The sequence below is a fragment of the Pseudomonas sp. TS_SC_3 genome, assembly GCF_056156225.1.
This window is the reverse complement of sequence record NZ_CM149586.1, coordinates 3,898,035-3,914,975: the sequence shown is the minus strand read 5'-3', so window position 1 is coordinate 3,914,975 and position 16,941 is coordinate 3,898,035. Positions and strand designations below refer to the sequence as shown.

Below are 16,941 nucleotides of genomic sequence, written 5' to 3'. Positions count from 1 at the left end.
ACTCAAGAGATTTGCATGACCTGGGTTGTCGACAACATCCGGGGTCGCGCCCCGCTACCGCGCAGCACCGCGCCGTATTTCGTCGCCGGCAACGCCGCCGCGCGAGGCATCGCGCAGCGCGGCGCTTAACCCGCGCGACCATCCGCAGCCCGGAGGCAATCCACGAGCGGCTTGAGCGGGGCCTAGGTGCCCCGGATTTCCTCCGGGCTACAGCACAGTTCGCCGGCCTTTAACCCGGCAACACCACACGCTGCTTGAAGCTGCAGGCGAAGGGCGTCGATAATGCGCAGTTTTCAACCAGCGCCTTTTGTGCGCCGCCGCCCCCACGGCCGACCGAGCAGACCATGAAAGACACTATTCGCCACCTGATCCAGCAAGCCCTGACCCGTCTCACTGCCGAAGGCGTGCTGCCAGAAGGCCTGAGCCCGGCCATTCAGGTGGAGAACACCAAGGACAAGACCCACGGCGATTTCGCCAGCAACATCGCCATGATGCTGGCCAAGCCGGCTGGCATGAAGCCGCGTGACCTGGCCGAAAAGCTGATTGCCGCACTGCCGACCGACGCCAGCATCAGCAAGGTCGAGATTGCCGGGCCGGGCTTCCTCAATTTCTATCAGAACACCCAAGCCTTGGCCGCGCGCCTCGACGCTCTGCTGGCCGATGCCACGCTCGGCGTGCGCAAAAATGGCCCGGTGCAGCGCGTGGTGGTCGACCTGTCCGCGCCCAACCTGGCCAAAGAGATGCACGTCGGCCACCTGCGTTCGACCATCATCGGTGACGGCGTCGCGCGCGTGCTGGAGTTCCTCGGCGACGAAGTAATCCGCCAGAACCACGTTGGCGACTGGGGCACCCAATTCGGCATGCTGCTGGCCTTTATGCAAGAAAACCCCGCCGCCGCCGAAAGCGAGTTGGCCGACCTGGAAGGCTTCTACCGTGCGGCGAAAAAACGCTTCGACGACTCCGCTGAGTTCGCCGAGCGCGCCCGCGAGTTGGTGGTGCAACTGCAAGCGGGTGATGCCGAATGCCTGCGCCTGTGGCACCGCTTTAACGATATTTCCCTGAGCCACTGCCAGGCGCTGTATGACCGCCTGGGCGTGAAGCTGAGCATGGCCGACGTCAAAGGCGAAAGCGCCTACAACGACGACCTGGCCAACGTGGTCGCTGACCTCAAGGCCAAAGGCCTGCTGACGGAGAGCGACGGCGCGCAGTGCGTGTTTATGGACGCGTTCACAAACGCCGAAGGCAATCCGCTGCCGCTGATCGTGCAAAAGGCCGGTGGTGGCTACCTCTACGCCACCACCGACCTGGCCGCCACGCGCTACCGCGCCAATGTGCTGAAGGCCGACCGCGTGCTGTATTTCGTCGACCAGCGCCAGGCGCTGCACTTCCAGATGGTCTTTGCCGCTGCGCGCCTGGCCGGTTTCGTCCCCGCCGCAATGCAGATGGAACACATGGGCTTCGGCACCATGAACGGCGCTGACGGCCGCCCGTTCAAAACCCGCGACGGCGGCACAGTGAAGCTGGTCGACCTGCTCGATGAAGCCGAAGAGCGCGCTTACGCCTTGGTTAAAGGTAAGAACCCCGAACTGGACGATGCCGAACTACGCCAAATCGCCCGCGCGGTGGGCATTGGCGCGGTGAAATACGCCGACCTGTCCAAACACCGCACCAGTGACTACCGCTTTAACTTCGAGCTGATGCTGAGCTTTGAGGGCAATACTGCGCCGTATCTGCTGTACGCCTACACCCGCGTGGCCAGTGTGTTCCGCAAACTGGGCAAGGGCTTTGATGAGATTGAAGGCCAGCTCGACCTGCAGGCCGCCCACGAAATTGAACTGGCCGGCAAACTCGCGCAGTTCAGTGAGGTGCTCGCCAGCGTCGCTGACAGGGGTGAACCGCACCTGCTCTGCGCTTACCTCTACGACCTGGCCGGGTTGTTCTCCAGCTTCTATGAGAACTGCCCAATCCTCTCCGCTGAGGACACCGCAGTGCGCAATAGCCGCCTGCGCCTGGCGGCCCTAACCGGCCGCACCCTCAAGCAAGGTTTGGAGCTGCTCGGCCTGGAAACCCTGGAGCGCATGTAAGTGGCGGTGAAGAAGAAGCCAGCCGTCAAACGCGGCGCCAGCCGTTACAAGGCGCCGGCGAAAAAGCCGGTGCCGGGCTGGTTCTGGCTGGTCTGCGGTCTGGTAATTGGCGGCTTTATGGTGTTTTTGTTCAGCCTTGAACCCGGCCGCGACGAGATCAAGCGCAGCAAGATCGAACAGGCACGCGCCGAGCAGGCCAGTAAAGCTGCAGCGCAGAAGCCCGCCAGCAGCGAGCCGGCCAAGCCTAAGTACGATTTCTATACCCTGCTACCGGAATCAGAAGTCATCCTGCCGCAACAAGCCATCGAAGAACCTGTTGTCACACCGCCACAGACACCCGTGACGCCAGCGGAAGCGGCGAAGATCGACGCGGCCCGCGCCGAAGCCGCGCTCAACGGTCAGGTGCCGCCACCGCCGCCCGTGGTTGCAAAAGGCCCGGTGAGCTCGCAGTTCTTCCTCCAGGCCGGCTCGTTCCGCCGCAAGGATGACGCTGACAGCCTGCGCGCGCAGATCATCCTGCTCGGGCAGAGCGTGAAGGTAGAGTCCGGCACGGTGCGCGAGGAAACTTGGCACCGCGTGCTGGTCGGCCCCTTCGCCACCCGCGAACAGCTCGGCCAAGCGCAGAAATCCCTCGCCGCCAGCGGCTTTAGCAATCTGTTGTTACAGCAGCGCCAGGTGCAATAAACCCGCGGATTTCAGGCCCTGTAACGCATTCATAGGTCTATTTGTCGACCAGTGAGTGCCCCAGGGCTTGAAGCGGAGCATCGCTGCCCCCACTTCATTCGGCATTGGGCACTTTCGCCCCGCTGCGTGGAGACTCTCCCCTTGACCACCATCGTTTCAGTGCGCCGCAATGGCAAAGTCGTCATGGGCGGCGACGGCCAGGTGTCCCTCGGCAATACCGTGATGAAAGGCAACGCGAAAAAAGTTCGCCGCCTGTACCACGGCCAAGTGCTGGCAGGCTTCGCCGGCGCCACTGCCGACGCCTTTACCCTGTTTGAGCGCTTTGAAGGCCAGCTGGAAAAACACCAGGGCAATCTGGTGCGCGCCGCCGTTGAGCTGGCCAAAGACTGGCGCACCGACCGGTCGCTGAGCCGTTTGGAAGCCATGCTGGCGGTGGCCAACAAAGATGCTTCCTTGATCATCACCGGCAACGGTGACGTGGTTGAACCCGAGCATGGCCTGATCGCCATGGGCTCCGGCGGTGGTTTCGCCCAGGCCGCGGCCATGGCCCTGCTGCAAAAAACCGAATTGAGCGCCCGTGAAATCACCGAAACCGCGTTGAACATTGCCGGTTCTATCTGTGTCTTCACTAACCAGAATCTAACTATCGAAGAAGAAGACTGCGCCGAATAAGCGCGCCTTTTTCTGGAGTACCCCGCATGTCCATGACGCCCCGCGAGATCGTTCACGAACTCAACCGCCATATCATCGGTCAGGACGACGCCAAGCGCGCCGTGGCCATTGCCCTGCGCAACCGCTGGCGGCGCATGCAGCTGCCGGTTGAGCTGCGCGCTGAAGTCACACCGAAGAACATCCTGATGATCGGCCCAACTGGCGTCGGTAAAACCGAAATCGCCCGTCGCCTGGCCAAACTGGCCAATGCACCATTTATCAAGGTGGAAGCGACCAAGTTCACCGAGGTTGGTTATGTCGGCCGTGATGTTGAGTCGATCATCCGTGACCTCGCCGATGCCGCGATCAAGATGCTGCGCGAGCAGGAAATGATCAAAGTGCGCCACCGCGCCGAAGATGCCGCCGAAGAGCGCATCCTCGATGCCCTGCTGCCGCCGCCGCGCGCGGGCTTTAACGAGGAAGCCGCACCCGCCAGCGACTCCAACACCCGCCAGCTGTTCCGCAAGCGCCTGCGTGAAGGCCAGCTGGACGACAAAGAAATTGAAATCGAAGTGGCCGACGCACCGGCCGGCATCGAAATCATGACCCCTCCGGGCATGGAAGAGATGACCAACCAGCTGCAGAACCTGTTCTCCAGCATGGGCAAGGGCAAGAAGAAGAGCCGCAAGCTCAAGGTTAAAGAGGCCCTGAAAATGGTGCGCGACGAGGAAGCCGCGCGCCTGGTCAATGAGGAAGAACTCAAGGCCCAGGCCCTGGAAGCCGTTGAGCAAAACGGCATCGTGTTTATCGACGAGATCGACAAGGTGGCCAAACGCGGCAACACCAGCGGTGCCGACGTATCCCGCGAAGGCGTACAACGCGACCTGCTGCCGCTGATTGAAGGCTGCACGGTGAACACCAAGCTGGGCATGGTGAAAACCGACCACATCCTGTTTATCGCCTCTGGCGCGTTCCACCTGAGCAAGCCGAGCGACCTGGTGCCTGAGCTGCAAGGCCGCCTGCCGATTCGCGTCGAGTTGAAAGCCCTCACCCCAGAAGACTTCGAGCGCATCCTCACCGAGCCGCACGCCTCGCTCACCGAGCAATACGCCGCGCTGCTCAACACCGAGGGCCTGGGCATCCAGTTCGTCGCTGAAGGCATCAAGCGCATCGCCGAGATTGCTTATCAGGTTAACGAGAAGACCGAGAACATCGGTGCACGCCGCCTGCACACCTTGCTGGAGCGTCTGCTGGAGGAAGTCTCCTTTAGCGCCGGTGACCTGGCCGGCCAGCAGGCTGGCGCGCCGATTGTGATCGACGCCGCCTACGTCAACAGCCACCTCGGTGAGCTGGCGCAGGATGAAGACCTGTCGCGCTATATCCTGTAACGCGTCCGCCCTTAGCCCGGACATAATCCGGGCTAAGGGCAACCCAGGAAGCAATCATGCGCATCCCCACCGCGATAAAACTGCACAAAGCCTCGAAAACCCTGGAACTGCACTACGGGGCAAACGAGCACTACACCCTGCCTGCTGAGTTTCTGCGTGTGCATTCGCCCTCGGCGGAAGTACAGGGCCATGGCAAACCCATTCTGCAAACCGGCAAGCTCGGCGTTGGCCTGAGCAAAATCGAACCCGCCGGCAACTACGCCCTCAAACTGACCTTCGATGACGGCCACGACAGCGGTTTGTTCACCTGGGATTACCTGGAGCAGTTAGCCCTGCGTCAGGCCGAGTTGTGGAGCGATTACCTGGCCACCCTGAATGCTGCTGGCAAATCCCGCGACCCCAACGAAAGCGCGGTCAAGTTAATGCTCTGAAGCCTCCAAGCCCTGCGCTTGCCAGTCTTTGCTTGCTGCGCAGGGGTGCTTCTTATTCCCTTCTGCCCCACGACAGCCGGTCGCGCCCTGCGGCCTCTCTGGCGCGCTGTTGCCAGCCAGTTAGAGCGCATTTTCTAATCCTTCTCTGCATACTCTTCGTGCATTTAGCCGGGATCGCCGCTGGCTTGCACAAATTCTCAAACTCGGGTAACCAAGTAGCTGGAAGTTTTCTCGCCTTAGGCGGTACCTAAAACGAGACATATTGCGGAGCGATCCGCCCTTGGTAATCCGGGCAATACTAGGTTCACGGAAGCTGTTCAATCTCTCGCAGGGTACGGCCGTGCAACGCACTGCGTGGTGACGGTCAAGACAACGCGGATACGCAGTGGAAGGGTTTTCCACACGTATTCGCGCTTGTTTAACTCAGCAGACCGATGCGCAGCAGACTTGAAGCAGGTTCTGGCCCTGTGTCGCCGTGCACAGCAATACGCCGGTATTTCGTCTCAGGACAATGGAGCGTTGTAGATGACAAATAAGAATAATGACGACCTGAAGCATCAGGCATCTGAGAACACCTTGGGCCTCAACCCGGTGATTGGTATCCGCGGCAAAGATTTGCTCAGCTCCGCCCGCATTGTGCTCAAGCAAGCCCTCAAGCAACCTCTGCACAGCGCCAAACACCTTGCTCACTTCAGCATCGAGCTGAAGAACGTGATGCTCGGCCAGTCCGACCTCACGCCGAATGACGGCGACCGGCGTTTTGCCGACCCGGCCTGGAGCCAAAATCCGCTGTATCGTCGCTACCTGCAAACCTACCTGGCGTGGCGCAAAGAGCTGCATGATTGGGTCGAGCACAGCAACCTGTCTGAACAGGATGCCAGCCGTGGCCATTTCGTGATCAACCTGATGACCGAAGCCATGGCCCCCAGCAACAGCATGGCCAACCCGGCTGCCGTTAAACGCTTCTTCGAAACCGGCGGCAAAAGCCTGCTCGACGGCCTGTCGCACCTGGCTCAGGACATCGTCAACAATGGCGGCATGCCCAGCCAGGTCAACATGACCGCTTTCGAGGTTGGCACAAGCCTGGCCACCACCGATGGCGCAGTGATTTTCCGCAATGATGTGCTTGAGCTGATCCAGTACAAACCCGTCACCGAGCAGGTGCACGAGCGCCCACTGCTGGTGGTGCCGCCGCAGATCAACAAGTTCTACGTTTTCGACCTGTCACCGGAAAAGAGCGTGGCGCGCTTCCTGCTGCGCCATGGCGTTCAGACCTTCGTGGTGAGCTGGCGCAACCCAACCAAGGCACACCGCGAGTGGGGCCTGTCGACGTATATCGAGGCGCTGAAAGAAGCCATTGATGTGGTCAGCGCCGTCACCGGTAGCAAAGACATCAACATGCTCGGCGCCTGCTCAGGCGGCCTGACCACGGCATCGCTGTTGGGCCATTACGCCGCGACCGGCGAGAAAAAAGTGCACGCGCTGACACTGCTGGTCAGCGTGCTGGATAATCGCCTGGAAACTGACGTAGCGCTGTTTGCCGACGAAAAAAGCCTGGAGATGGCCAAGCGCCGCTCTTACCAAGCGGGCGTACTCGAAGGCAGCGATCTAGCTAAAGTGTTCGCCTGGATGCGCCCCAACGACCTGATTTGGAATTACTGGGTCAACAACTACCTGCTGGGCAACGAGCCGCCGGTATTCGACATCCTCTACTGGAACAACGACACCACGCGCCTGCCAGCGGCCTTGCATGGCGAGTTTATCGACATGTTTACCTCCAACCCGCTGATTCGCGCAGGTGCGCTGGAGGTTTGCGGCACGCCAATCGACCTCAAGCAAGTCACCAGCGACCTCTACTGCGTGGCCGGCACCACCGACCACATCACCCCGTGGGAGTCGTGCTACAAATCGGCCAACCTGTTCGGCGGTAATGTCGAGTTCGTGCTGTCCAACAGCGGGCATATCCAGAGCATTCTCAACCCGCCGGGTAACCCGAAAGCCCGCTACATGACCAACACCCAGATGCACGCGGACCCGAAAACCTGGCAGGCCAGTTCAACCAAGCACGCTGATTCCTGGTGGCTGCATTGGCAAGTCTGGCTGGCGCAGCGCTCCGGCGAGCTGAAAAAAGCCCCCACTCAACTCGGCAATAAAAAATACCCCGCCGGCGAAGCAGCCCCCGGTACTTACGTTCACGAACGCTGATCACCTGCGCGCAGCGCAGCACTGCCCGCGGCACTGGATGTGTCGCTCGCCCACCCGTTCACTTGAGCGGGTGGGCGAACCAGGCTTCGTCCTGGCGCTTCTGGAACAGACCCGGAGGGTCTGACCCAGCGTTTTAACTGATAGGGCCTCTGCGCATGTCGCTACCTTTCGTATTTCGCACCATCGAACTGGACGGCCAAACCATCCGCACCGCCGTTCGCCCCGGCAATGGCGAGATGACGCCGCTGCTGATTTTCAACGGCATTGGCGCCAACCTCGAACTGGTCATGCCCTTCGTACGCGCCCTGGACCCGAACCTGGAAGTCATCGCCTTCGACGTACCCGGTGTTGGCGGCTCCTCTACGCCCAGCACGCCGTACCGCTTCCCTGGCCTGGCCAAGCTGGCGGCGCGCATGCTTGATTACCTCGACTACGGTCAGATCAATGTGATTGGCGTGTCCTGGGGCGGCGCCCTGGCGCAGCAATTCGCCCACGATTACCCGGAGCGCTGCAAAAAGCTGATCCTCGCGGCTACCTCGGCCGGCGCGGTGATGATTCCCGGCAAACCCAAGGTGCTCTGGTGCATGGCCAGCCCACGGCGTTATGTGCAGCCGTCCTACGGCGTGCAAATTGCCCCCGAGATCTACGGCGGCGCATTCCGCCGCGACCCGAAACTGGCCCTGGCGCATGCCAGTAAAGTCCGCTCGGGCGGCAAGATGGGCTACTACTGGCAACTGTTCGCAGGCTTGGGCTGGACCAGCATCCACTGGCTGCACAAGATCCGCCAACCGACGCTGGTAATGGCCGGCGACGACGACCCGCTGATCCCGCTGGTGAACATGCGCCTGCTGGCCTGGCGTATCCCCAACTCCGAATTGCACGTGATCGACGATGGTCACTTGTTTCTGGTGACCCGCGCCGAGGCCGTTGCGCCGATCATCATGAAATTTCTTGAGGAAGAACGTCAGCGCGCGATCATGCACCCGCAGCCCACCCCTGCTCGCACGCTGGGCTAAGCGCACCTAGGTTGGGCGAGTGCAACCGCAGCGCGCACTGGCGCTGTGCTTGACGCTCAAGGCTTGACCCACTTTCGGGCACGTTGTATTACCTGAGAACTAGCGCGCGGCAGTCTGGAACGCACATGCGCGCGCATTGGTACAAGCCTTGCTGCTGAGCTACCAACCTTGAAGTCTCACGGTTTGACGACGGAGTGTTGCCCAATGCGAGACCAGCCCGCCAAACGCGCCTTACCGGCGAACACAAGCGTAATGAACGCGCAAAATGCGGTGGTCGGCCTGCGCGGCCGCGACCTGCTGTCCACCCTGCGCCGCCTGGCTCTGCAAGGGGTCAAACAACCCATTCATAGCGCACGGCATGTCGCGGCACTCGGCGGCCAACTGGGTCGCGTGCTACTGGGCGACAAGCCGTTCAAGGTCAACCCGCATGACCCACGTTTCGCCGACCCGACCTGGCGTGACAACCCACTTTACAGCCGCAGCCTGCAAGCCTACTTGGCCTGTCAGAAACAGCTGAATGACTGGATCGACGAGAGCAGCCTGGACGCCGATGACCGTGCCCGCGCGCGCTTTGTTGCCACCCTGCTGGGGGATGCCCTGGCACCCTCCAATACCCTGCTCAACCCGCAGGTGATCAAGGAGCTGTTCAACAGCGGTGGCAGCAGCCTGCTCAAGGGGGTGACGCATCTATTCGATGACCTGGTGAACAACGATGGCATGCCCAGCCAGGTCAGCAAACATGCCTTCGAGGTTGGCCGTAACCTGGCCGCGACTAGCGGCGCCGTGGTGTTTCGCAGCGAGCTGCTGGAGCTGATCCAATACAAGCCCATGAGCGAAAAGCAGTACGCCAAGCCCCTGCTGATCGTACCGCCGCAGATCAACAAGTTTTATATCTTCGACCTCTCCAGCGAGAAGAGCTTTGTCCAGTACGCGCTGAAGAACGGCCTGCAAACCTTTGTCATCAGCTGGCGCAACCCTGACCCAAGACACCGCGAGTGGGGCTTATCGAGCTATGTCGAAGCCCTGGAAAAAGCCATCGACGTCTGCCGTGAAATCACCGGCAACAAAGACGTCAACCTGCTTGGCGCCTGCGCCGGCGGCCTGACCATCGCCGCCCTACAAGGCCACCTGCAGGCCAAACGGCAACTGCGCAAAGTGGCCAGCGCCACCTATATGGTCAGCCTACTCGACAGTCAGATCGACAGCCCGGCCATGCTGTTTGCCGATGAAAAAACTCTGGAAGCGGCCAAGCGCCGCTCCTATCAGCAAGGCGTACTCGACGGTCGCGACATGGCGCGGGTGTTCGCCTGGATGCGCCCGAATGATCTGATCTGGAATTACTGGATCAACAACTACCTGCTCGGTAAACAGCCGCCGGCCTTCGACATCCTCTACTGGAATAACGACAACACTCGCCTACCGGCTGCGCTGCATGGCGATTTGATCGACTTCTTCCAACACAACCCGCTGATCCGCCCGCTTGGCCTGGAAGTGTGTGGCACGCCAATCGACCTGCAGAAGGTTACGGTGGACAGCTTCAGCGTTGCCGGGATCAACGATCACATCACCCCCTGGGATGCGGTGTATCGCTCAACCCTGCTGCTGGGCGGCAACCGGCGCTTTATTCTGTCCAACAGCGGGCATATCCAGAGCATCCTCAATCCACCGGGCAACCCTAAATCCAACTACCTGGAAAACCCCAAGCTGAGCGGCGATCCGCGCGCCTGGTATCAGGACGCGGAGCACGTACAAGGCAGCTGGTGGCCCGTGTGGCTGAGCTGGATGCAGGAGCGTTCAGGCGAGCAGCGAGACACCCTGATGGCTCTCGGTAACCAGCATTACCCAGCCACAGAAGCAGCCCCTGGCACCTATGTGCATGTGCGTTAAAACGCCTCACTCAATATGCTCAAACGGGTCGCAGGTGACTGCTGCCCGTTCTCACCAACCGTTCTGCGGCCAGAATAAGAACAACCAATGAAGACCCGCGACAGAATCCTTGAATGTGCCCTGCTGCTGTTTAACCAGAAGGGCGAGCCGAATGTCTCCACCCTGGAAATCGCCAACGAACTGGGCATCAGCCCGGGCAATCTGTACTACCACTTCCACGGTAAGGAGCCGCTGATCCTTGGCCTGTTCGAGCGCTTTCAGGCCGAGCTGGCACCGCTGCTCTCACCGCCCGAAGACGTACAGCTGGATGTAGAAGACTACTGGTTGTTTCTGCACTTGATCGTTGAACGCCTGGCCCACTACCGCTTTCTGTTCCAGGACCTGTCCAACCTGACCAGTCGCCTGCCGAAACTGGAACGCGGCATACGCCATTGGCTCAACAGTCTAAAGCGCACCCTGGCCGGACTGTTGGCGCGCCTGCAAATCGCCGGGCAGCTGCAAAGCGATACTCAGTCGTTGGGTCAGCTGGTTGAACAAATCACCCTGACCCTGATGTTCTCCCTCGACTACCAACGCATCATCGGCCGCGACAGCGAAAGTCGTCTGGTGGTTTACCAGGTGATGATGCTGGTGGCGCCGCACCTGGCCGAGGAGTCGCGCTATGCAGCCACACACCTGGCGCAGCGCTACTTAGAGGATTGAGCCGGCCCTAAACGTAAACGCCCGGCGCTAGGCCGGGCGTTTGCGGTGACTGCTGTGCGTCTTAAGACTGCGCGGCAGGTGTTACAGGCGCAGCAGGAGCAACGGCTGGAGCGGCTGGAGCGGGTGCAACAGCTGCAACCGGCTCAGCAGGCTTAGCCGCAGGTTTTACGGCTGGCTTGGCAGGCGCTTTAGCCGCTGGTTTAGCCGCGACCTTGGCCGGCGCCTTGGCTACCGGTTTAGCAGCCGCTTTGGCTGCAGGCTTCGCGACCACCTTTGCAGCTGGCTTGGCAGCAGGTTTAGCGGCGGGCTTAGCCGCTACTTTCTTGACTGCAGGCTTAACCGATTTAACCGAAACACCGGTCAGCTGCTCGATCTGCTTGGTCAGGCTTTCAACTTTGGCGTTAAGCGCTTTTACTTCATTGCGGCTCGGTACACCAAGACGCGAGATAGCGTTGTTCAGGCGTTTGTCGAAGGCTTCTTCCAGCTCATTCCACTTGCCCATCGCCTTGTCTTTAACTTCATCAACTCTCGACTTGGCGGTGTCTACTTTCGACTCAACCGTGGACTTAACAGCCCCCACTTGTTTGTCGACTTCGCTCTTGGCCTGCTTCTCAGCTTTTTCGCCATCCTTAACCAGCGTGTCGAACAGCTTGTTGCCGTCCTTGCTGACCTTGGAGTAAGCGCCCAGACCCGCCAACCAGATTTGACGCGAGTATTTTTCTACTTCGCCAATCCAGGAAGTGGTTTGCTTTTCGGTTTTCTTTTTGACGGCCATCCTGCTCTCCTTATTTGGTACGCGCGACGTGCTCGAGCAACGCGCTCAGCTCATCCAGCTTAGCAGACAGTACTTCTACGTCCTGCTTAGACGGGATGCCAAGGCGGTTCAACGCGCTGCCGACACGGTTATCGAAAGCCTTCTCGATTTTGTCGAGTTGCACTTCAACTTTGCCTTTCACACTGCTGACATTGCTGGTGACAGTGGTCTTAACGCTATCGATCTGGCTGTTGGCGGCTTCAACTTGCTCGTTGACCAGTTTTTTGCCCTGTTTCTCAACGCCTTCACCGCTTTTCACGAGTTCTTTGAAGTACTCGGAACCTTCCTGACCGGCCTTGGCGTAAGCACCCAGCCCCGCCAGCCAGATTTTGCGGGCATAACCTTTGGCATCGCTGAGCACGCTGGTGCTTTCTTCAACGACGGCTTTCTTTTTAACGGCAACTTTCGACATGGTGCACCTCACTCTAGTGTTTCGAGGAAACGCCCACGGAATGCAGGCTTGGGTACACCATATCGATGAAAATTAGAAACCGCATACTAAGCCGCGCGAAAACACACAAAAGCCGCTGTTGGATACACCTTTAAGCCTTGAGGTTTTTGTCCAAGGCCTCTTCGATCTCACGCTTAATGCTGCTGCTCATCGCTGACAGCAACAACCCCAGGCTGAGCTGCACACGCACAGTGTTTTCATGCACCTCAATGCGGCCATCGGCGCCGCGGCGCTTGAATTCCAGGTTGTCGCCGTTCCAGTGGTAACGCACGTCGTATTCGCGGGCCAAACGCTCGGCCAATTGCTCAGCTTTTTCCCGAGCGGCATCACGCCCTAGAGAGTGGGGGCGTTCGACGGTGATCTTGGCCATGGCATTTCTCCTCGCCGGTTAACTGCGACCTTAAGTCGCTGCGACTATAGCAAGGCTGTAGGCCGCAAGCTGCAGGCAGCTTGCGCGATAACGCGGGCGCAGATCTTTGTTCTTTGCCGCGCACGGCCCAAACCTAGCGCAGCTTTTTGGGTTTAGAATGGGCGCCACTCTAGATCCAGCCTCTCTGTTTTAGGAAAGGGCACGATGAACGACCCGCGCAACAGCAGCGACAGCGAACCCACCACGCATTTTGGCTTCCAGAATGTGCCGGAAAGTCAGAAGGCAGAGAAAGTCGCCGAGGTTTTTCACTCGGTGGCGGCCAAATACGACCTGATGAATGATGTGCTCTCCGGCGGCATGCACCGCCTGTGGAAGCGTTTCACCATCGAGCTGTCCGGCGTGCGCAGCGGTAACCGCGTGCTGGATATTGCCGGCGGCACCGGTGACCTGACCCGCAAATTTTCCAGTTTGGTTGGCCCGACTGGCGAAGTGGTGCTGGCTGATATCAACGAGTCGATGCTGCGCGTCGGCCGTGACCGCCTGCTCGACAAGGGCGTGGCCGGCAACGTCAGCTTCGTCCAGGCCGATGCAGAAAAACTGCCGTTCCCGGACAACCATTTCGACGTGGTGACTATCGCCTTCGGCCTGCGCAACGTGACGCACAAAGAAGATGCCATTCGCTCGATGTTGCGCGTGCTCAAGCCCGGTGGTCGCCTGCTGATCTTGGAATTCTCCAAGCCTTCCAGCCCGCTGCTGTCGAAGTTTTATGATGCCTACTCGTTCAAATTCATGCCGCTGGCCGGCAAGCTGATCACCAACGACGCCGAAAGCTACCGCTACCTGGCCGAGTCGATCCGCATGCACCCGGATCAGGACACCCTCAAGGCGATGATGGTGGAAGCCGGCTTTGAGCGCGTGACCTTCCATAACATGACCGGCGGCATCGTCGCCCTGCACCGCGGCATCAAACCCTGATGATCCTCACCGGGCTGCTGGCCGGCGTCGAGCTCGGCCTTAACCGTGTACTGGCCATGGACAGCACCGCATTGCCACGCCTGGCGCGCTTGAGTGGCCGGGTGATCGCCGTGGAATGCGCCGCGCCAAAGCTGCAGCTGTTTATCCTGCCCAGCGCCAACGGCCTACAACTGGCCGCGCAATGGGCCGGTGAGGCGGATTGCCATCTGCGCGCACCCGCGGCAAGCCTGCTACGCCTGGCCACCAGCAAGGACAAAACCAGCATTCTGCACAGCCCGGACGTCAGCCTGGACGGCGACAGTGCCGCCCTGCTGGAGCTGGCCAAAATCCTGCAGGATCTCGAACTGGACTGGGAGTACGAATTGTCGCGCTGGCTCGGCCCAGTCGGCAGCCAACTGCTCGGCGGCCATCTGCGTAGCCGGGTGAGTTGGACCAGCCAGGCGCTAGACAGCCTGCGCCTGAACCTGGCCGATTATCTCAGTGAAGAATCCCGCAGCCTGGTCGGTCAACGTGAAGCTGATGCGCGCTTCGCCGAACTGGACCACCTCAAGCTGTCCCTTGACCGACTCGACGCGCGCATCGAGCGCCTCGCCCAACGCCATAAGCCCACTGCATGAAGCTGCTTGCCGTTCGTCGTCTGTTGCGTATCCAGCGCGTAGTCATTCGCTACCAGTTGGACGACCTGTTATTCGCCCTGCCGCTGCCCTTTTGGGCGCGCGTGCTGCGTTATGCCTTGCCGTGGCGCTGGCTGCCGCGCACATCGCTCGACCTGTCACGCGGCGCACGTCTGCGCTTGGCCCTGGAAGAGCTAGGGCCAATCTTCATTAAGTTCGGCCAGGTGCTCTCCACCCGCCGCGACCTGCTGCCACTGGATATCGCCGATGAGCTGGCCAAGCTGCAGGACAGGGTGCCGCCCTTTGACCCGGCCAAAGCCCAAGCGCTGATCGAAGCGCAACTGGGGGCCAAGGTCAGCGAGGTGTTTGCCCGTTTTGATGCCCTGCCGCTGGCATCGGCTTCAGTGGCTCAAGTGCATGCCGCGCAGCTAAAAAGCGGCGAAGAAGTGGTGGTCAAAGTCATCCGCCCAGGCCTTGAGCCGGTGATTGCACAGGACATCGCATGGCTGTTCCTGCTGGCCAAACTGGCCGAGCGCGCCTCCGCCGACGCCCGTCGCCTGCACCCGGTGGAAGTGGTCAGCGACTACGAGAAAACCATCTACGACGAACTCGACCTGTTACGCGAAGCGGCCAATGCCAGCCAGTTGCGCCGCAACTTTGAAGGCTCGCCTCTGCTCTATGTGCCGCAGGTGTACTGGGACTATTGCCGGCCGAAAGTGCTGGTGATGGAGCGCATCTACGGTATTCAGGTCACCGACCTGGAAACCCTGGCCGACCAGCGCACCGATATGAAACTGCTGGCCGAACGCGGCGTGGAGATTTTCTTCACCCAGGTGTTCCGCGACAGCTTCTTCCACGCCGACATGCACCCCGGCAACATCTTCGTCAGCACCCGCACGCCGTGGAACCCGCAGTACATCGCGATCGACTGCGGCATCATCGGCAGCCTCACCGCTGAAGATCAGGACTACCTGGCGCGCAACCTGATTGCCTTCTTCAAGCGCGATTACCGTCGCGTGGCACAGCTGCATATCGACTCGGGCTGGGTGCCGGCGGAAACCAAGATCAATGATTTCGAGGCGGCCATCCGCACCGTCTGCGAGCCGATCTTCGAGAAACCGCTGAAAGACATCTCCTTCGGTCAGGTGCTGCTGCGTCTGTTCCAGACTGCGCGACGCTTCAATATGGAAGTGCAGCCGCAACTGGTACTGCTACAGAAAACCCTACTGAATATCGAAGGCCTGGGCCGCCAGCTGTACCCGGACCTGGACCTGTGGAGCACCGCACAGCCTTTTCTTGAGCGCTGGATGCGTGAACGTATCAGCCCGCTGCAGCTGCTGCGCAACCTGCAACTGCAGGCGGAACAAGTGCCGCACCTGTCGCAAATTGCCCGTGAAACCCTCGAGCGCCTCAATCAGCAACCGGTCAGCCGCCAGACACAACCGGTGTCGAACCGCCAATGGCCGGCTCGCCTGCTCGGCGCGGCCCTGATCGGCGGAGCCGCTACTCAGGGCCTGGCGCTGAGCCTAATCGCCTGGCCGAGCTGGCTGATGCTCGCGGGCGGCCTCTATCTGGTGCTGCGCCGATAGCCACACCGGATGCGCGCTGGCACACTAGCTTTCTCAATTAAGCAGCCCAAGATGGGCGGATACAGCAATGACTGACTGGCTCGACGACATCAATTGGAACAGCGACGGCCTGGTGCCGGCCATCGCCCAGGACCACAAGACCGGCCGCGTGTTGATGATGGCCTGGATGAACCGTGAAGCCCTGGCCCTGACCGCCAGCGAGCAGCGCGCCATTTACTGGTCGCGCTCACGCGGCAAACTCTGGCGTAAGGGCGAAGAATCCGGGCATGTGCAGAAACTGCATGAAATGCGCCTGGACTGCGACGCTGACGTGATCATCCTGATGGTTGAACAGCTGGGCGGTATCGCCTGCCACACCGGCCGCGAGAGCTGCTTTTACCGGGTGTTTGAGAACGGCACCTGGAAAATCGTCGAAGCGGTGCTGAAAGACCCGCACGCCATCTACAGCGCAGGACATACCCATGAGTGACACAGGCATGACTGATACCCTGAGCCGCCTGGCCGAGGTGCTGGAGTCGCGCAAAGGCGCGGCCGCCGACAGCTCCTATGTCGCCAGCCTGTACCACAAGGGCCTGAACAAGATTCTGGAAAAGGTCGGAGAGGAATCGGTGGAAACCATCCTCGCCGCCAAGGATGCGGCGGTCAGCGGTGACTGCAGCGACGTGATTTACGAAACCGCCGACCTGTGGTTCCACAGCCTGGTCATGCTCGCCGCCCTCGGCCAGCATCCCCAGGCGGTACTGGACGAACTAGACCGACGCTTTGGCCTCTCCGGGCACGCGGAAAAAGCCGCACGCTCGCAAGACTGATTAAACCTTCACTTTCGGAGTACGCATTATGGGATTCGGTGGCATTAGCATCTGGCAACTCCTGATCATCCTGCTGATCGTGGTCATGCTGTTCGGCACCAAGCGCCTCAAGGGCCTGGGTTCGGACCTGGGCGACGCGATCAAGGGCTTCCGTAAGTCGATGGACAACGGCGACGCTGATAAGCCAGCCCCTGCCGTGGACGAGCCGAAAGGCCAGACCATCGACGCCCAGGCGCGCAAGGTCGAAGAACCGGCGAAAAAAGACTAAGCC

18 protein-coding genes and 1 pseudogene are annotated in these 16,941 nt (G+C 60.4%); 16 read left to right on the top strand and 3 right to left on the bottom strand.

Translation table 11 applies throughout. The features are described 5' to 3' along the window. Positions 1-24: 24 nt before the first annotated feature. The 10 genes and pseudogenes from AC0J6G_RS18445 to AC0J6G_RS18400 form a co-directional block, all read left to right on the top strand. Positions 25-129 (top strand): annotated as a pseudogene (locus AC0J6G_RS18445) (hypothetical protein); the annotation flags it as partial. 215 nt (positions 130-344) lie between these two features. Next, the gene (argS, locus tag AC0J6G_RS18440) at positions 345-2,084 is read left to right on the top strand and encodes an arginine--tRNA ligase (RefSeq protein ID WP_475250250.1); all 1,740 of its coding nucleotides are present in this window, start codon (positions 345-347) and stop codon (positions 2,082-2,084) included. Beyond that, complete coding sequence (locus AC0J6G_RS18435; protein ID WP_475250248.1) at positions 2,085-2,768, top strand: SPOR domain-containing protein; 684 nt, start codon at positions 2,085-2,087, stop codon at positions 2,766-2,768. It begins immediately after the preceding gene. 141 nt (positions 2,769-2,909) lie between these two features. Next, the gene (hslV, locus tag AC0J6G_RS18430) at positions 2,910-3,440 is read left to right on the top strand and encodes an ATP-dependent protease subunit HslV (RefSeq protein WP_298184841.1); all 531 of its coding nucleotides are present in this window, start codon (positions 2,910-2,912) and stop codon (positions 3,438-3,440) included. Between the two features lie 26 nt (positions 3,441-3,466). Continuing rightward, on the top strand, positions 3,467-4,807 hold the full coding sequence (hslU, locus tag AC0J6G_RS18425) for an HslU--HslV peptidase ATPase subunit (protein WP_475250245.1): 1,341 nt from the start codon (positions 3,467-3,469) through the stop codon (positions 4,805-4,807). A 56-nt stretch (positions 4,808-4,863) separates the two neighbouring features. Continuing rightward, complete coding sequence (locus AC0J6G_RS18420) at positions 4,864-5,238, top strand: gamma-butyrobetaine hydroxylase family protein (protein WP_475250243.1); 375 nt, start codon at positions 4,864-4,866, stop codon at positions 5,236-5,238. 525 nt (positions 5,239-5,763) lie between these two features. Beyond that, positions 5,764-7,443, top strand: coding sequence for a class II poly(R)-hydroxyalkanoic acid synthase (gene phaC, locus AC0J6G_RS18415; RefSeq protein ID WP_475250241.1), 1,680 nt, complete (start codon positions 5,764-5,766; stop codon positions 7,441-7,443). Between the two features lie 155 nt (positions 7,444-7,598). Beyond that, positions 7,599-8,459, top strand: a complete 861-nt coding sequence (gene phaZ, locus AC0J6G_RS18410) for a poly(3-hydroxyalkanoate) depolymerase (RefSeq protein WP_475250239.1) — start codon at positions 7,599-7,601, stop codon at positions 8,457-8,459. Positions 8,460-8,663: 204 nt separating this feature from the next. Further along, on the top strand, positions 8,664-10,346 hold the full coding sequence (gene phaC, locus AC0J6G_RS18405; RefSeq protein ID WP_475250237.1) for a class II poly(R)-hydroxyalkanoic acid synthase: 1,683 nt from the start codon (positions 8,664-8,666) through the stop codon (positions 10,344-10,346). 87 nt (positions 10,347-10,433) lie between these two features. Then, positions 10,434-11,048 carry a TetR/AcrR family transcriptional regulator gene (locus AC0J6G_RS18400; RefSeq protein WP_475250235.1) on the top strand — a complete coding sequence of 205 codons (615 nt, stop codon included), beginning with the start codon at positions 10,434-10,436 and terminating at the stop codon, positions 11,046-11,048. Between the two features lie 61 nt (positions 11,049-11,109). Here AC0J6G_RS18400 and AC0J6G_RS18395 read toward each other — a convergent pair whose 3' ends face one another. From AC0J6G_RS18395 to AC0J6G_RS18385, 3 genes are all read right to left on the bottom strand, one after another. After that, positions 11,110-11,823, bottom strand: a complete 714-nt coding sequence (locus tag AC0J6G_RS18395) for a phasin family protein (RefSeq protein ID WP_475250233.1) — start codon at positions 11,821-11,823, stop codon at positions 11,110-11,112. A gap of 10 nt (positions 11,824-11,833) precedes the next feature. Continuing rightward, positions 11,834-12,274 (bottom strand): phasin family protein, encoded by a 441-nt coding sequence (locus tag AC0J6G_RS18390; RefSeq protein WP_475250231.1) that lies wholly within the window; start codon positions 12,272-12,274, stop codon positions 11,834-11,836. A 130-nt stretch (positions 12,275-12,404) separates the two neighbouring features. Continuing rightward, complete coding sequence (locus AC0J6G_RS18385; protein WP_475250229.1) at positions 12,405-12,683, bottom strand: polyhydroxyalkanoic acid system family protein; 279 nt, start codon at positions 12,681-12,683, stop codon at positions 12,405-12,407. Positions 12,684-12,887: 204 nt separating this feature from the next. On the opposite strand from AC0J6G_RS18385, the gene ubiE reads away from it, so the two are divergent. The 6 genes from ubiE (at position 12,888) to tatA (ending at position 16,938) form a co-directional block, all read left to right on the top strand. After that, on the top strand, positions 12,888-13,658 hold the full coding sequence (gene ubiE / locus AC0J6G_RS18380) for a bifunctional demethylmenaquinone methyltransferase/2-methoxy-6-polyprenyl-1,4-benzoquinol methylase UbiE (protein WP_475250227.1): 771 nt from the start codon (positions 12,888-12,890) through the stop codon (positions 13,656-13,658). Beyond that, a complete protein-coding gene (locus AC0J6G_RS18375) occupies positions 13,658-14,275 on the top strand; it encodes a ubiquinone biosynthesis accessory factor UbiJ (RefSeq protein ID WP_475250225.1) in 618 nt (205 codons plus the stop codon). Before ubiE ends, AC0J6G_RS18375 begins: the two co-directional genes overlap by 1 nt. Beyond that, entirely contained in the window at positions 14,272-15,861 is a 1,590-nt protein-coding gene (ubiB, locus tag AC0J6G_RS18370; protein ID WP_475250223.1) for a ubiquinone biosynthesis regulatory protein kinase UbiB, read from the top strand. Before AC0J6G_RS18375 ends, ubiB begins: the two co-directional genes overlap by 4 nt. A 67-nt stretch (positions 15,862-15,928) precedes the next feature. Next, positions 15,929-16,330 carry a phosphoribosyl-AMP cyclohydrolase gene (gene hisI, locus AC0J6G_RS18365; RefSeq protein WP_475250221.1) on the top strand — a complete coding sequence of 134 codons (402 nt, stop codon included), beginning with the start codon at positions 15,929-15,931 and terminating at the stop codon, positions 16,328-16,330. A 7-nt stretch (positions 16,331-16,337) separates the two neighbouring features. Beyond that, positions 16,338-16,670, top strand: a complete 333-nt coding sequence (locus AC0J6G_RS18360; protein ID WP_090255176.1) for a phosphoribosyl-ATP diphosphatase — start codon at positions 16,338-16,340, stop codon at positions 16,668-16,670. Positions 16,671-16,698: 28 nt separating this feature from the next. Next, positions 16,699-16,938, top strand: a complete 240-nt coding sequence (tatA, locus tag AC0J6G_RS18355) for a twin-arginine translocase TatA/TatE family subunit (protein ID WP_475250219.1) — start codon at positions 16,699-16,701, stop codon at positions 16,936-16,938. Positions 16,939-16,941: the final 3 nt, after the last annotated feature.

Bases quoted from the DNA above. Each gene is read 5' to 3' on its own strand.
- AC0J6G_RS18420 (WP_475250243.1), top strand. From the start codon at position 4,864: ATGCGCATCCCCACCGCGATAAAACTGCACAAAGCCTCGAAAACCCTG.
- phaC (WP_475250241.1), top strand. From the start codon at position 5,764: ATGACAAATAAGAATAATGACGACCTGAAGCATCAGGCATCTGAGAAC.
- argS (WP_475250250.1), top strand. From the start codon at position 345: ATGAAAGACACTATTCGCCACCTGATCCAGCAAGCCCTGACCCGTCTC.
- AC0J6G_RS18400 (WP_475250235.1), top strand. From the start codon at position 10,434: ATGAAGACCCGCGACAGAATCCTTGAATGTGCCCTGCTGCTGTTTAAC.
- ubiB (WP_475250223.1), top strand. From the start codon at position 14,272: ATGAAGCTGCTTGCCGTTCGTCGTCTGTTGCGTATCCAGCGCGTAGTC.
- AC0J6G_RS18360 (WP_090255176.1), top strand. From the start codon at position 16,338: ATGACTGATACCCTGAGCCGCCTGGCCGAGGTGCTGGAGTCGCGCAAA.
- phaC (WP_475250237.1), top strand. From the start codon at position 8,664: ATGCGAGACCAGCCCGCCAAACGCGCCTTACCGGCGAACACAAGCGTA.
- tatA (WP_475250219.1), top strand. From the start codon at position 16,699: ATGGGATTCGGTGGCATTAGCATCTGGCAACTCCTGATCATCCTGCTG.
- AC0J6G_RS18390 (WP_475250231.1), bottom strand. From the start codon at position 12,274: ATGTCGAAAGTTGCCGTTAAAAAGAAAGCCGTCGTTGAAGAAAGCACC.
- ubiE (WP_475250227.1), top strand. From the start codon at position 12,888: ATGAACGACCCGCGCAACAGCAGCGACAGCGAACCCACCACGCATTTT.
- hslU (WP_475250245.1), top strand. From the start codon at position 3,467: ATGTCCATGACGCCCCGCGAGATCGTTCACGAACTCAACCGCCATATC.
- phaZ (WP_475250239.1), top strand. From the start codon at position 7,599: ATGTCGCTACCTTTCGTATTTCGCACCATCGAACTGGACGGCCAAACC.
- hisI (WP_475250221.1), top strand. From the start codon at position 15,929: ATGACTGACTGGCTCGACGACATCAATTGGAACAGCGACGGCCTGGTG.
- AC0J6G_RS18375 (WP_475250225.1), top strand. From the start codon at position 13,658: ATGATCCTCACCGGGCTGCTGGCCGGCGTCGAGCTCGGCCTTAACCGT.
- AC0J6G_RS18395 (WP_475250233.1), bottom strand. From the start codon at position 11,823: ATGGCCGTCAAAAAGAAAACCGAAAAGCAAACCACTTCCTGGATTGGC.
- AC0J6G_RS18385 (WP_475250229.1), bottom strand. From the start codon at position 12,683: ATGGCCAAGATCACCGTCGAACGCCCCCACTCTCTAGGGCGTGATGCC.